This is a genomic window from Pasteurella pantherarum, from assembly GCF_049670885.1.
GTDB lineage: Bacteria > Pseudomonadota > Gammaproteobacteria > Enterobacterales > Pasteurellaceae > Pasteurella.
Genome location: NZ_CP187173.1, coordinates 2,476,407 through 2,492,618, shown reverse-complemented (window position 1 = coordinate 2,492,618; position 16,212 = coordinate 2,476,407). Strand labels below are relative to the sequence as shown.

10 protein-coding genes are annotated in these 16,212 nt (G+C 42.0%); all 10 read right to left on the bottom strand.

Annotated elements, in window-relative coordinates; translation table 11 throughout:
* Positions 1-92 precede the first annotated feature (92 nt).
* The 10 genes from ACPEEM_RS11815 to rplJ all read right to left on the bottom strand — a co-directional run bounded on the left by ACPEEM_RS11815 (position 93) and on the right by rplJ (position 16,158).
* Entirely contained in the window at positions 93-1,358 is a 1,266-nt protein-coding gene (locus ACPEEM_RS11815; protein ID WP_424407186.1) for an O-antigen ligase family protein, read from the bottom strand.
* 145 nt (positions 1,359-1,503) lie between these two features.
* The gene (gene glmS / locus ACPEEM_RS11810; RefSeq protein WP_424402238.1) at positions 1,504-3,336 is read right to left on the bottom strand and encodes a glutamine--fructose-6-phosphate transaminase (isomerizing); all 1,833 of its coding nucleotides are present in this window, start codon (positions 3,334-3,336) and stop codon (positions 1,504-1,506) included.
* A gap of 214 nt (positions 3,337-3,550) precedes the next feature.
* Positions 3,551-3,823, bottom strand: coding sequence for an HU family DNA-binding protein (locus tag ACPEEM_RS11805; RefSeq protein ID WP_424402237.1), 273 nt, complete (start codon positions 3,821-3,823; stop codon positions 3,551-3,553).
* 151 nt (positions 3,824-3,974) lie between these two features.
* Positions 3,975-4,565: a YjaG family protein gene (locus ACPEEM_RS11800; protein ID WP_424402236.1), complete on the bottom strand. Its 591-nt coding sequence runs from the start codon at positions 4,563-4,565 to the stop codon at positions 3,975-3,977.
* A gap of 14 nt (positions 4,566-4,579) precedes the next feature.
* Positions 4,580-5,644: a uroporphyrinogen decarboxylase gene (gene hemE / locus ACPEEM_RS11795; protein ID WP_424407184.1), complete on the bottom strand. Its 1,065-nt coding sequence runs from the start codon at positions 5,642-5,644 to the stop codon at positions 4,580-4,582.
* Positions 5,632-6,435, bottom strand: a complete 804-nt coding sequence (nudC, locus tag ACPEEM_RS11790) for an NAD(+) diphosphatase (RefSeq protein ID WP_424407182.1) — start codon at positions 6,433-6,435, stop codon at positions 5,632-5,634. Before nudC ends, hemE begins: the two co-directional genes overlap by 13 nt.
* 144 nt (positions 6,436-6,579) lie before the next feature.
* A complete protein-coding gene (gene rpoC, locus ACPEEM_RS11785; RefSeq protein ID WP_424402233.1) occupies positions 6,580-10,833 on the bottom strand; it encodes a DNA-directed RNA polymerase subunit beta' in 4,254 nt (1,417 codons plus the stop codon).
* A gap of 110 nt (positions 10,834-10,943) precedes the next feature.
* Positions 10,944-14,972 (bottom strand): DNA-directed RNA polymerase subunit beta, encoded by a 4,029-nt coding sequence (gene rpoB / locus ACPEEM_RS11780; protein ID WP_424407180.1) that lies wholly within the window; start codon positions 14,970-14,972, stop codon positions 10,944-10,946.
* A 274-nt stretch (positions 14,973-15,246) separates the two neighbouring features.
* On the bottom strand, positions 15,247-15,615 hold the full coding sequence (gene rplL, locus ACPEEM_RS11775) for a 50S ribosomal protein L7/L12 (RefSeq protein ID WP_005763432.1): 369 nt from the start codon (positions 15,613-15,615) through the stop codon (positions 15,247-15,249).
* A 51-nt stretch (positions 15,616-15,666) separates the two neighbouring features.
* Positions 15,667-16,158 (bottom strand): 50S ribosomal protein L10, encoded by a 492-nt coding sequence (gene rplJ, locus ACPEEM_RS11770; RefSeq protein ID WP_005763434.1) that lies wholly within the window; start codon positions 16,156-16,158, stop codon positions 15,667-15,669.
* Positions 16,159-16,212 lie beyond the last annotated feature (54 nt).

Below are 16,212 nucleotides of genomic sequence, written 5' to 3'. Positions count from 1 at the left end.
ACACATCCGCTTCAACACATCCTCCACCTCAACATCGCCCCCCCAATATATTGGCTATAAAGTGCGGTGCATTTTCAAAACGTTTTCCTTGCTTAGTGACTACCCACTGCAACTTTCTTTTCATCTGGCTGATATAACGCACTATAAAACACCGAAATCAGGAAAAAATAAAAGAGATTTCCTGAATTATGCTCAATAAAGGCTTGAGTTAAAGCATAAGACATCACAGAAAGGATATGAACAAGCCCTAAAGTGGCTACCGCTCGGGTTTCTGGCGATGCACCTTTCAATGCTTGATAAAAGTGTGATAATGGAATCAAAAACACCAATAATAACGCACTTAACCCCACCAAGCCCCTTTTTGCTAAATCATCTAAATATTGATTATGGGCATGATGAAATTGGGTGACGTATTCATGAATGAGCCCTTGTTGAGCCAGAATTTTGCTCTGTTCCAAAGCCCCCTTCGCCCCCCAACCGAACAAGGGCTTTTCTTTTGCCATGAGAATCGCCCCTTTCCACATATCAAAACGTGCACCAATTGAGGTGGTGCCATCAAATTCGCTGAAATAAGACATCGCTTCCGTGTAGGCTTCATTCACTCGGTGCAACATTTTCGTTTTCGGGATCAAAACAGCGGTGGTCAGCGTGATCACAAATAAGGTCGCAAACGCCAATCTCATGGTTTTTGATAAATTTCGACGATAAATCAGCATGATCATGAGAATTAGAACGGGAAGGGCAATCCATCCACCCCGAGCAGTCGATAAAAAACTGCCCAACATTCCCAATAGGGTTGCGATCACACTGAATATTGCCAAGGGATAACGTTTAACTTGGTAAGAATACAAGCCAATCACAACAGAAAATAAGCCTAAGCTCATCGCCATATCGCCTGCTTGAATTTGCAACATTCTTGGGGCATAGGCTGCATTCAGATTTAAATAAAAACGATCATAAATGGCCACCACACCCGCCAATACCGCCCCCACTAAAATGCCAATCATCAAGGGGTCAAGGCGTATCCGATAGTGATGCAATAAATAGAATAAGGGAATAAACAGGCATAATTTGCCCACATTTTCGAATTCTCGCAATTTATCTTGGTGAAATAGCAATAACACAATAAAAATGAGAATGTAGCAGGAAAGGGAAAAGAGAAAGCGTTTTTCCATCGGGGGCAATGCCAGCGGACGCTTACTCAACCACGCATAAAGGACAAAGCCGATAGAAAGGACGGACAACCCTATAGGAACCAAGTTATAGCTTCCCTTAAACAGAAAAAGGGAGAGGAAAAAAATCGGCACAAGAATATTAACGATCACGCTTAAGGCATGGTGTCTAGTGAAAAACAGCATTCTCGCCTCCTTATCACATAACATAATGAAAAAATCCCCCGGTTTTATCAACAACGGGGGATTTGATTGACCGAGAAAGAACACAACGTCATGACACTTTGTTGTGATTCTTTCTCAAAATTGACCGCACTTTTCGCCTGAAACACTATTCAACCGTGACGGCTTTGGCTAAATTGCGTGGTTGATCCACATCAGTGCCTTTAATTAAAGCGACATGATATGCTAACAATTGCATTGGAATGGTGTAGAAAATCGGTGCCACAATTTGGTTCACTTTTGGCATGGTGATGATTTTCATGCCTTCACTTTCTACAAAGCCAGCTGCTTGATCCGCAAAGACATAAAGCTGACCGCCTCTTGCTCGCACTTCTTCAATGTTGGATTTCACTTTTTCCAATAAATCATTGGTTGGTGCCACCACAATCACTGGCATATCCGCATCAATCAAGGCAAGTGGACCGTGTTTTAACTCCCCTGCCGCATAGGCTTCTGCATGAATATAGGAAATCTCTTTTAATTTTAATGAGGCTTCCATGGCAATTGGATAATATTCACCACGACCAAGGAAAAGTGCATGATGTTTTTCTGCAAAGTCTTCTGCTAGCACTTCAATTTGCTTATCAAAAGCCAGTGCTTTTTCAATTTCTGCTGGTATTGATTGTAACGCTTTCACAATTTCTGCTTCTTTGGCGTCATCAATATGTCCTTTCAGTTTACCCAATACAGTCACTAACATTAACAATGAAGCAAGCTGAGTGGTGAAAGCTTTTGTTGATGCCACCCCAATTTCGACACCTGCACGCGTCATGAAAGCTAAATCAGATTCACGCACTAAAGATGAGCTTGCCACGTTACAAATCGTCATGGCACCCATATAACCTTTTTCTTTGGCTAAACGTAATGCAGCAAGTGTATCGGCGGTTTCGCCTGATTGTGAAAGGGTGATCAATAAACTGTTTGGACGGGTAACAAATTGACGATAACGAAACTCGGAGGCAATTTCCACATCACAGCTAATGCCTGCCAGATCTTCAAACCAATAACGAGAAACCATGCCCGCATTGTAAGATGTGCCACAAGCCACAATTTGAATATGATCCACATGAGATAATAAAGCTCTTGCCCCGTTACCAATGCTATCCACCACCACGCTATTATGACTGATCCGACCTTCCATTGTATTAATCAATGCGGCGGGTTGCTCAAAAATTTCTTTTTGCATGAAATGACGGAACTTACCTTTCTCTGCAGCATCATTTTCTAAATTAGACTCATGAGCTTCACGCTCCACTTTTTGACCATGGCGGTCATAGATATCCACGGAACGACGTGTTATCTCCGCAATATCACCTTCTTCTAAGAAAATAAAACTGCGTGTTACATTTAATAAGGCAAGCTGATCAGAGGCTAAGAAATTTTCGCCAATGCCTAAACCAATCACAAGTGGGCTACCAGAGCGTGCCGCAACAAGATGTTCTGGGTGTTGGCTGTCCATCACAACCATACCATACGCCCCTTTCAATTGTTTCACCACGGACTGTACGGCTTGTAAGAGATTATCTGCAGTACGCATCTCCCATTCCACTAAATGGGCGATCACTTCAGTATCTGTTTGAGATAAGAAAACATAACCTTTTGCGGTTAAATCGGCACGTAGGGCTTCATGATTTTCAATGATCCCATTATGCACCACCGCAAAATGACCTGAGGTATGTGGATGAGCATTCCCTTCTGACGGTTCGCCATGGGTTGCCCAACGAGTATGTGCAATCCCCGTCCCCCCCACGAGTGGATGTTCCACTAACGCATCATCTAGGGCTTTTACCTTGCCTACACAACGGATACGTTGTAATTCATGCTTATCATTAACAACCGCAACACCTGCTGAATCATAGCCTCGGTACTCCAAACGATGTAAGCCATTCACAAGAATTTCGGCGACATCACGCTGTGCCACCGCACCAACAATACCACACATAAATGTTCCCTTTTTAAAGTAATGAAAATCAAAGACACATTGACTTTTTGAGCTTTGAACAAAAAAAGTCAAATGCACTAAGCCAAATAACTGCTGAAAATATTATAGAGATGAGTTAAGAATGTAAACAAAAAACTTTTCATTCACATGATCTTAATGAAGAAAAAGCCCCGCATAAACGGGGCGGAGCTTTCGGTAACTTTCGCTTATGAAATTATTTCACTGCATCTTTTAATGCTTTACCTGCAATGAATGCTGGTACTTTAGACGCTTCGATTTTGATTTCTTCACCAGTACGTGGGTTACGGCCTGTGCGAGCTTTACGCTCATTTACTTTGAATGTACCAAAGCCAATTAATTGCACTGGTTGACCTGCTTTTAAACTAACAGAAATAGCGTCTAACGTCGCTTCTAAAGCGGCTTTAGCTTGTTTCTTATTTAATTCAGCGGCACTAGCGATTGCATCGATTAAATCCGTTTTATTCATAAATAAATACCTTCTACTTTATTCAAAATGTAAGGAAAAACACTACGTGTTCCCGATAAATACTATTACTGCAATATACAGTATTGCAAAGCTTAATCTAAGTTTGTCATAAAACAAAGAAAGATTTTTTAAATTTGTTATAAATATCACATTATTGCTCAAAATTTATACCGATATTCGAAACATTTGTACTTCTCAATTCATTTTTCAAATCCAAAATCAGTGCAATATCACGATTCTCACAGCCTTTTAAGGTGCGGTAAATGAGCCATTGTAGGTCTAATTCTTGCTGAATTTCTTCACTCTCTTTTAAGGCTTTTTCGGATAATTCCTGTTCAGCCTGTTGTTCTAAAAAAGTCGCCACGGTTTGTAAGGATAATTGGCTTATTTTAATGGCTTGTTCTAAACTTGATCCCGCAATCAACGTATGTAACAGTTCAGAAAGGGCTTCACAAGCATCCACCGCAGGCAATGCACCATAAAATTGATGTTCATTTAAATCAGGAATGATGTTTTCTAATTTTTCTAACTGACTTTCAAAATTGATTTTTGCCCCTTTGACCGTGAGATGCTCCCACACCAGATTCAAAATATTCTGATAGATTTTCGCCTGTGCCTCTTGTCCAACCACCTGACAAAATAATTGGTAATTCGGTAGCATACGCTCACAAAGGCATGCCATAAAGGTAATATGTTGCCAAGTTTCAAAGTGTTCTAAGCGTTTATGAATAGGATTTCGCATAATTCTCCTGCGTATTATAGATGATAGGGTTTAGAAAAATGATGAATTGCCTCAACAAATACCTGTGGGCTTTGTGTTGGAACATCTTGGTGAATACCATGCCCCAAATTGAATACATGACCTGAACCTTCACCAAAGTCCGCCAAAATTGACCGCACTTCGTGTTCGATACGATCGGGAGAAGCATATAAGATGGAAGGATCCATATTCCCCTGCAACGCTACTTTATGACCAACCCGAGCTTTTGCCTCTGCCAGGTTGACCGTCCAATCCAATCCAAGGGCATCACAGCCTGTTTCTGCCATGGCTTCTAGCCACATTCCCCCGCCTTTTGTAAATAAGGTGACGGGGACTTTGCGACCTTCATGGTGTCGAATTAATCCATCAACAATTTGATGCATATAGTGCAAGGAAAAATCCAAATACTCACGATGGCCTAGCACCCCACCCCAAGTATCAAAAATCATCACCGATTGTGCTCCCGCTTTAATTTGAGCATTTAAATATAAGGTGACGGCATCCGCCAGTTTAGCTAATAATTGATGTAACACTTGCGGATCGGCATACAGCATTTTTTTAATTTTGGTGAACGCCTTACTGCTTCCCCCTTCGACCATGTACGTTGCTAACGTCCAAGGGCTGCCTGAAAAACCAATTAACGGCACTTCGCCCTTTAATTCACGGCGAATGGTACGCACAGCATTCATCACATACTGCAATTCCCCTTCAGGATCAGGAATAGGTAAATTTTCCACCGCACTTTTGCTTTCAATGGGATGGGCAAATTTCGGCCCTTCTCCTGCCCCAAAGCTTAAACCTAATCCCATCGCATCAGGAATGGTCAAAATGTCGGAAAATAAAATTGCGGCGTCTAAATCATAACGTCGCAAAGGTTGCAATGTGACCTCACAAGCTAGTTCCGCATTACGGCACAATGACATAAAATCCCCGGCTACCGCGCGTGTTGCACGATATTCTGGCAAATAGCGACCCGCTTGACGCATCATCCAAACGGGGGTCATATCCACAGGTTCACGTAATAATGCTCTTAAATAACGATCATTTTTTAATGCTGCCATTTGACTTTCCTTTCTTCTTCCGCACACAGTTGTAGCGTATGTTTAATTAACTTCAATGCAATCGTGCCTTCTGGCGGTAATTCAGGCAGGGGAGCATCATAATCAAACCACTGTGCATCATGAATTTCCAGTTCTTGTACACAAATCTCACCACTTGCATAATCCGCTAAAAACCCCACCATGGCAGAATTGGGAAATGCCCAAGGTTGACTGCCAAAATAACGCAAATTCTGAACCTTAATGCCTGTTTCTTCAAACACTTCTCGGTGTACCGCTTGTTCAAGAGTTTCACCCACTTCAACAAAGCCTGCTAAGGTGGTATAAATCCCGCCTTTATGGCGTTGATGATTCGCCAATAAAATTTGATGCCCACGTCGCACAGCCACGATCACACAAGGGCAAATAACTGGATAAGTACGATGTGAACATTGGGGATTTTGGCATTGAATCGCCCATTCATTATGAGCAATTTCGGTGTGATATCCACATTTGCCACAAAAGCGGTGGGTTTTAAAAAAATAATTGAGTTCAACCGCACGGTTGAGTAAATTGAAATGTTCTTCAGGCAAGGATAATAAGCTACGTAAAGAAGAATACTCTCGCCCCTTTTCTTCGTGTTCCTCCACTAACCACACAGGCTGCTGATTGATCTGACCAATTATCATGCCATTGTAGCCTTGTAATTGAAAATCAGAGGCTTTCCCTTGAGGCAATTTGCCATTAATCAAATATAAGGCAGAATCTTGGGTTAATAGCCAGTAACCTGTCTCATTAGGTTGAATCACATTCATACAATCTCACAAAATATTGCAAAAAATGACCGCACTTTTTGCTGTTTGAAATAGAATAAAGTGCGGTCATTATAAAGGGAATTTTGTTATTTAGCGAATAAAAAACCCGAACCTGAGGCTCGGGTTTTTTAGCATTAATGAGGCTTATTCTGCATCATCAGCCATATTTAACATTTCTGCTAAACTTGCTGTGGCATCTTCTGCGGTTACCGTAAATTCTGCAGCAATTTCTTCTTCATCTGCAGCAGATAATTTAACAGCAACATCATCTGACATCACCACTTTTTTCTGGCGATTTTGGTGATACGCAAATCCCGTACCTGCTGGGATTAAACGACCCACGATAACGTTCTCTTTCAAGCCACGTAATTCATCACGTTTACCCGCAACTGCTGCTTCCGTTAACACACGAGTGGTTTCTTGGAAGGACGCCGCAGAGATAAAGGACTCAGTGGCAAGAGAGGCTTTGGTAATACCAAGTAATTCACGTTCAAATTCAACCAATGGTTTGCCTTCTGCTTCACGCTTACGGTTAACAATTTTCACACGAGCCACTTCCACTTGCTCACCCTCTAAGAATTCAGAGTCGTAGGCTTTAGTTACGATACCTTTACGTAACATTTGGCGGACGATAACCTCGATGTGTTTATCGTTAATTTTTACCCCTTGTAAACGGTAAACTTCTTGCACTTCGTTCACAATGTATTCTGTCACGGCATGAACACCACGTAAACGTAAAATATCATGTGGTGTTTCTGCACCATCAGAAATTAAATCACCACGTTGAACCATCTCACCTTCAAATACGTTGAGCTGACGCCATTTAGGAATCATTTCTTCGTAAGTTTCACCTTCAGATGGGGTGATTAATAAACGACGTTTACCTTTGGTTTCTTTACCGAATGACACGATACCTGAAATTTCCGCCAAAATGGCTGGCTCTTTCGGTTTACGTGCTTCGAATAAGTCTGCTACGCGTGGAAGACCACCGGTAATATCTTTGGTTCCCACAGATTCTTGTGGAATACGTGCTAATGGATCACCCACATGGACTTCTGCGTTATCATCTAAGGTCACAATAGCTTTACCTGGTAAGAAGTATTGTGCTACCACGTCTGTGCCAGGGATTAAGATATCGTTACCTTTCGCATCAACAAGTTTAATGGCTGGACGTAAGTCTTTACCTGCGGTTGCACGTTCACCCACGTCTTGAACCACGATAGAAGATAAACCTGTAAGCTCATCAGTTTGACGAGTCACAGTTAAACCATCCACGATGTCTACGAATTTCACCAAACCGCTTACTTCAGACACCACTGGCATGGTGTGTGGATCCCAGTTGGCAACGGTTTCGCCTGCTTGTACATCGGCACCATCACCTTTATTTAAGATCGCACCGTAAGGCACCTTATAATGTTCTTTCGTACGACCAAAGGCATCAATAATGGTTAATTCAGTATTACGTGAAGTTAACACTAATTTGCCTTCGTTGTTGGTGACGAATTTCACGTTCGCTAAGCGTAATGTACCCGTGTTTTTCACTTGAATACTGGATTCTTTCGCTGCCGCAGACGCCGCACCCCCGATATGGAACGTACGCATCGTTAACTGTGTACCCGGCTCACCGATGGATTGTGCCGCAATAACACCAACCGCTTCACCTTGGTTAATCAAGTGACCACGTGCTAAATCACGTCCGTAACATTTCGCACACACACCGAAGTCTGTATTACAGGTTACAACGGAACGTACTTTGATGCTATCTACTGAGTTGATATCAATCACATCACACAATTTTTCATCTAATAACGTATTGCGTGGGATTAAGACTTCGTCTGTACCTGGTTTTAACACATCTTCTGCCACTACACGACCTAATACACGATCACGTAGGGCTTCTTTCACGTCACCACCCTCGATTAATGGTGTCATCACGATACCTTCGTGTGTACCACAGTCATCTTCGATGATCACTAAATCTTGTGCCACGTCAACTAAACGACGAGTTAAGTAACCTGAGTTCGCTGTTTTTAACGCCGTATCCGCAAGACCTTTACGTGCACCGTGGGTGGAAATAAAGTACTGTAATACGTTTAGACCTTCACGGAAGTTTGCCGTAATTGGGGTTTCGATGATCGAACCGTCTGGACGAGCCATCAAACCACGCATCCCCGCTAACTGACGAATCTGTGCCGCAGAACCACGTGCCCCAGAGTCTGCCATCATAAAGATGCTGTTAAATGAAGCTTGTTTTTCTGGGTTACCTTCACGGTTAATCACTTCTTCCGTTGAGAGGTTTTCCATCATGGCTTTCGCAACACGTTCGTTTGCTGCCGCCCAAATATCGATCACTTTGTTATAGCGTTCGCCAGCGGTCACCAAACCTGATTGGAATTGCTCTTGGATTTCCGCCACTTCTTCTTCTGCCGCAGAAATAATTTCATATTTCTTCGCAGGAATAACCATGTCATCAATACCAACGGATGAACCAGAACGTGCCGCATACGCAAAACCTGTGTACATAATTTGGTCTGCAAAGAGTACACTTGGTTTCATGCCTAAACGACGATAGCTCTCGTTAATCAATTTAGAGATGGCTTTTTTACCTAATGTTTGGTTAAACAAGCTAAATGGCATGCCTTTTGGTGCGATCATCCAAAGAATCGCACGACCAATTGTGGTATCCACTAATTGCGTTTGAGGCTCAAACTCGCCTGCAACATTTTTCACATATTCTGTAATACGGACTTTCACACGAGAATGTAACTCAGCTTGACCTGTACGATATGCTTTCTCAGCTTCGCGAGGGTCTTGTAACAACATACCTTCGCCTTTACCGTTCACTTTATCACGCGTCATATAGTAAAGACCTAATACAACGTCTTGTGATGGAACGATAATTGGCTCACCGTTTGCTGGTGATAAAATGTTGTTGGTTGACATCATTAACGCACGAGCTTCTAACTGTGCTTCTAATGTCAATGGTACGTGAACCGCCATTTGGTCACCGTCGAAGTCCGCGTTGAACGCCGCACAAACAAGTGGGTGTAACTGGATCGCTTTACCTTCGATCAATAATGGCTCAAATGCTTGGATACCCAAACGGTGCAAGGTTGGTGCACGGTTTAATAAAATTGGGTGTTCGCGAATCACATCCGCTAAGATATCCCATACGATGGCATCTTCACGCTCAACCATTTTCTTCGCTGCTTTAATTGTTGAAGCGAAGCCACGGCTTTCTAATTTTGCATAGATAAACGGACGGAATAATTCCAATGCCATTTTCTTCGGTAAACCACATTGGTGTAGGTGTAAGTATGGCCCTACGGTGATTACAGAACGACCTGAATAGTCAACACGTTTACCTAATAGGTTTTGACGGAAACGACCTTGCTTACCTTTGATCATATCCGCAAGTGATTTTAATGGACGACGGTTAGAACCCGTAATTGCACGACCACGACGACCATTATCTAATAACGCATCAACAGATTCTTGTAACATACGTTTTTCGTTACGCACGATGATATCTGGTGCGATTAAGTCTAAAAGACGTTTTAAACGGTTGTTACGGTTGATTACACGACGGTATAAATCGTTCAAATCTGAAGTCGCAAAACGACCACCATCAAGTGGTACTAACGGGCGTAAATCTGGTGGAAGTACAGGCAACACCGTCATCACCATCCATTCTGGTTTATTACCAGATTGAATAAAGGCTTCTAATAATTTTAAGCGTTTAGTGATTTTCTTACGTTTCGTTTCTGAGTTAGTTTCTTGTAATTCTTCACGTAAGTTTTCACATTCAAGTGGTAAGTCCATATCACGCAACAAGGCTTGGATTGCTTCCGCACCCATTTTTGCGTCGAACTCATCACCCCAACGATCTTCCGCTTCTAAATATTGTTCTTCGGTTAATAACTGACCTTTATCTAAGTCTGTCATACCTGGCTCAATCACGATGTATGATTCAAAATATAACACACGCTCAATATCACGTAATGGCATATCAAGCAATAAACCGATACGGGACGGCAGTGATTTTAAGAACCAAATGTGTGCCACTGGTGAGGCAAGTTCAATGTGACCCATACGCTCACGACGTACTTTGGTTTGTGTCACTTCTACGCCACATTTTTCACAGATCACACCACGGTGTTTTAAGCGTTTGTATTTACCACATAAACATTCGTAATCTTTTACTGGCCCGAAAATACGTGCACAAAAAAGACCGTCACGTTCTGGTTTAAAGGTGCGGTAGTTAATGGTTTCAGGTTTTTTAACTTCACCAAATGACCAAGAACGGATCATATCCGGTGAGGCTAAACCAATTTTGATCACATCAAAATCTTCACTCGTTTTTGATTGTGCTTTTAAAAACTTAACTAAGTCTTTCACAGATTTGCTCCTGTCGGAGTTAAACTTATTCAAGTGCGGTTGAAATTTTTAAAATTTTCACCGCACTTGAGCGTACTTTGCTTTACACCAAGCTTGGTTATGATTTCAGATTAATCTTCATCTAAATCAATGTTGATACCAAGCGAGCGGATCTCTTTCATAATTACGTTGAAAGATTCTGGTGTGCCTGGATCCATTTGATGTGTGCCACCCACGATGTTTTTATACATCTTCGTACGGCCGTTCACGTCATCGGATTTCACCGTTAACATTTCTTGTAAGGTATATGCTGCACCGTATGCTTCAAGTGCCCACACCTCCATCTCACCGAAACGCTGACCACCGAATTGTGCTTTACCACCCAATGGTTGCTGTGTAACCAAGCTATAAGAACCAGTTGAACGTGCATGCATTTTGTCATCAACTAAGTGGTTTAATTTGAGCATATACATATAACCAACAGTTACTGGACGCTCAAATTTCTCACCAGTGCGGCCATCGAATAAAGTAATTTGACCTGAAGTTGGTAAGCCACCTAATTCTAATAAGCCTTTGATTTCACTTTCATGTGCACCATCGAATACTGGAGTGGCAAGCGGTAAACCTTTACGTAAGTTTTGTGCTAAACGCATCACTTCTTCATCAGAGAAGGTGCTTAAATCCACTTTTTGTGAACCGTGACCCAAGTCGTAGGCTTTTTGCATATATTCACGCAATTTCGCCACGTCTTGTTGTTGTTTGATCATTGCATTGATCTTGTCACCGATACCTTTCGCCGCTAAACCTAAGTGAGTTTCTAAGATCTGACCGATGTTCATACGTGATGGAACGCCCAGTGGGTTCAACACGATATCAACTGGTTGGCCGTTTTCATCGTATGGCATATCTTCAACAGGGTTGATTTTTGAGATAACCCCTTTGTTACCGTGACGACCCGCCATTTTATCACCAGGTTGGATCTGACGTTTCACCGCAAGATATACTTTAACCACTTTCAACACGCCCGGTGCTAAATCATCACCTTGGATGATCTTGCCACGTTGCACTTCTAACTTACGTTCAAATTCTTTACGTAATTCTTCGTATTGTTCCGCAAGTTGCTCTAATTGGTTTTGTTGTGCTTCATCGCTTAATGATTGCTCTAACCATTTAGTGCGGTCTAATTTATCTAAGTTTTTCGCCTCGAAACCACCTGCGATAAGCAAGTTACGCACACGAGTAAACAAGCCAGCCTCAAGAATTTCTAATTCTTCCACAAGGTCTTTTTTCGCTTGTTTTAATTGCATTTCTTCAATTTCAAGTGCACGTTTGTCTTTTTCAACACCATCGCGAGTGAAGACTTGCACGTCGATAACCGTACCCGATACGCTGTTTGGGACACGCAATGAAGAATCTTTCACATCAGAGGCTTTTTCACCGAAGATCGCACGTAATAATTTCTCTTCCGGAGTTAATTGTGTTTCACCTTTTGGTGTCACTTTACCCACAAGAATATCGCCGCCTTTGACTTCAGCACCGATGTAAACAATACCTGATTCATCTAATTTGCTTAATGCCGCTTCACCTACGTTTGGAATATCCGCCGTGATTTCTTCTGAACCTAATTTGGTATCACGTGCCACACAAGAAAGCTCTTGAATGTGAATCGTGGTGAAACGATCTTCTTGCACCACACGCTCAGACACTAACATGGAGTCTTCGAAGTTATAACCATTCCAAGGCATGAACGCTACACGCATATTTTGACCAAGGGCTAATTCACCTAAGTCTGTTGAAGGACCATCGGCTAACACTTCGCCACGACCAATAGGCTCACCTAATGACACACAAGGAATTTGGTTAATACAAGTATTTTGGTTTGAACGGGTGTATTTCACAAGATTATAAATATCAATACCCGCTTCACCTGGGATAGTTTCATCTTCGTTGACTTTCACCACGATACGTGATGCATCAACATATTGCACCATACCACCACGTTTTGCGATCACGGTCACACCAGAGTCAACCGCTACGGCTTTCTCAATACCTGTACCCACTAATGGTTTATCCGCACGTAATGTTGGCACCGCTTGACGTTGCATGTTCGCACCCATTAACGCACGGTTCGCATCGTCGTGCTCAAGGAACGGGATTAACGCTGCCGCCACCGATACCACTTGTTGAGTGGAAACGTCCATATAATGAATTTCATCTGGACGATATAAACCAGATTCACCGTGTTCACCGCGACAAGTAACGAACGAATCAGTAAAGCGTAACGCTTCATCAAGATTTGAGTTCGCCTGTGCGATCACATATTTACCTTCTTCAATTGCCGATAAATATTCAATTTCTTCTGTCACTTGACCATTGACAACTTTACGGTATGGGGTTTCTAAGAAACCGTAATCATTCGTACGTGCGTAAACAGAAAGTGAGTTGATCAAACCGATGTTTGGACCCTCTGGGGTTTCGATTGGACACACACGACCGTAGTGCGTTGCGTGAACGTCTCGCACCTCGAAGCCTGCACGTTCACGAGTCAAACCACCCGGACCTAATGCAGAAATACGACGTTTATGCGTGACTTCTGATAACGGGTTGTTTTGATCCATAAACTGGGAAAGTTGTGAAGAACCAAAGAATTCTTTTACTGCCGCAGAAATTGGTTTTGCGTTGATCAAATCTTGTGGTGTGACTGCATCTAAATCACCTAAAGATAAGCGTTCTTTCACCGCTCTTTCCACACGCACTAAGCCAATACGGAACTGGTTTTCTGCCATTTCGCCCACAGAACGAATACGACGGTTGCCTAAGTGGTCGATATCATCCACTTCGCCACGACCGTTACGGATCTCGATCAGTTTTTTCATCACACCGATGATGTCATCGTTGCTTAAAATGCCGCTACCCGTCTCTTCATCAATACCTAAAGAGCGGTTAAATTTCATACGACCTACCGCAGATAAATCATAACGGTCTGATGAGAAGAATAAGTTGTCAAATAAGCCTTCTGCAGCTTCTTTTGTTGGTGGCTCACCTGGACGCATCATGCGGTAAATTTCAACTAATGCACTTAAGCGATCGTTTGATGGATCAACACGCAAGGTTTCCGAAATATAAGGACCGTAATCTAAATCGTTAGTGAAAAGCGTTTCAATGGTTTTGTAACCAGCTTGTGCAAGTTTTGCCAACATTTCTAAGGAAATTTCCATATTGGCTGGGCAAACAATTTCACCCGACTCTAAATCCACATAATCTTTTGCCGATACTTTGCCCACGATATATTCGGTTGGCACTTCCACTTGGGTAATTTGATCTTTTTCAAGTGCACGGATATGACGGGCAGTAATACGACGACCACGTTCAACATACACTTTGCCGTTTGCTTCAATATCGAAGGTTGCTGTTTCACCACGTAATCTTTCTGGCACTAAGGTCATCAATAACTTGTTATTGCTGATTTCAAAAACAACTTTATCGAAGAAAATATCTAAAATTTGCTCAGTGGTGTAATTTAACGCACGTAAAATAATGGTAGCAGGTAATTTACGACGACGGTCGATACGTGCATATAAGTTATCTTTCGGATCGAATTCAAAGTCTAACCATGAACCACGGTAAGGGATAATTCTTGCGTTATATAAAACTTTACCTGAAGAATGTGTTTTACCTTTGTCAGAATCAAAGAAAACGCCTGGGCTACGGTGTAATTGCGACACGATAACACGCTCAGTACCATTAATCACAAAGGTACCGTTATCGGTCATTAATGGGATTTCCCCCATGTACACTTCTTGTTCTTTAATATCTTTGATCGTGCCTGGTGCAGCGTCTTTATCATAACTGACTAAGCGTAATTTCACACGTAATGGTGCAGCATAAGTGGTACCACGAATTTGACATTCTCTCACGTCAAATACAGGCTCACCCAATTGATAGCTTACATATTGTAATTCTGTGTTGCCGTTATTGCTAACGATTGGGAATACGGAGCGGAATGCTGCTTCTAAACCTTGCTGACCTTCAGGATCTCTTTGAATGAATTTATCGAAAGAATCAAGTTGGATAGTTAATAAATAAGGTACATTTAAAACTTGCGGGCGTTTGCCGAAGTCTTTACGAATACGTTTTTTCTCTGTGTAGGAGTAAACCATAGGGTTCCTCTGCTTGTGTTTCAGTGAACCAAATACACAATGCTGATGATGTTGCTTGGGCATTATGTATGCGTGTAAAGATACCGTTTCCAGATGCCGCACTCTGAACCTTACTTCTGATGAGCGGAATTCCCAAATTATGTGAACGTAATTAACTTGAGAAGAAAAACAGAAAAACTAAACGGAAAAATTTGTTCTGTTTTGATAGCACAAAATGGCTGATGGAAAAACCACCAGCCATCGAGCCTTAGAAGGGCTTACAAGTCAGTCAAAATTATTTAACTTCTACTTGTGCACCAGCTTCTTCTAATTCTTTCTTAAGTGCTTCAGCTTCAGCTTTAGAGATACCTTCTTTCAATACTGCTGGAGCAGATTCAACTAAGTCTTTCGCTTCTTTTAAGCCTAAGCCAGTTGCACCACGTACTGCTTTGATAACTGCTACTTTGTTAGCACCTGCGCCTGCAAGAACTACGTCGAATTCAGTTTTCTCTTCAGCTGCTTCTGCTGGACCCGCTGCTACTGCTACTGCTGCTGCCGCTGCAGAAACACCAAATTTTTCTTCCATCGCAGTGATTAATTCTACGATTTCAGTTACAGATTTAGAAGCGATCGCTTCAATGATTTGTTCGTTAGTTAATGACATAACAATCAATTCCTAAAGTAAAAAAGTTAAACGAGTTAAGAAACGGCTGGATTAAGCTGCTTCTTGTAATTTGTCGCGTAATGCCGCAAGAGTGCGAACAAGTTTGCCTGCCGCAGCTTCTTTCATTGTGCCCATTAAACGTGCAATTGCTTCGTCGTAAGTTGGTAATGTTGCTAAGAATTCAACATCTTGAATCTTACCTTCAAAGGCTGCACCTTTAATTTCAAACTTATCGTTTGCTTTAGCAAAGTCTTTGAACAAACGTGCAGCTGCACCTGGATGTTCAGTAGAGAATGCGATAAGTGTTGGACCTACAAACGTATCTTTTAAGCACTCAAATTCAGTCCCTTCAACCGCACGACGTAATAAAGTATTACGAACAACACGCATTGAAACGCCGTTTTCACGAGCTGCTTTACGTAATTCAGTCATTTTATCTACTGTTACACCACGAGAATCCGCGATAACAGCTGATAGGGCACCTTTGGCTGCTTCGTTTACTTCAGCAACAATTGCTTGTTTGTCTTGAAGATTTAATGCCATTGGCTTTTAGCTCCTGAATACACTCCGCCTAAGCGGAATTTACAAAAAATCTCA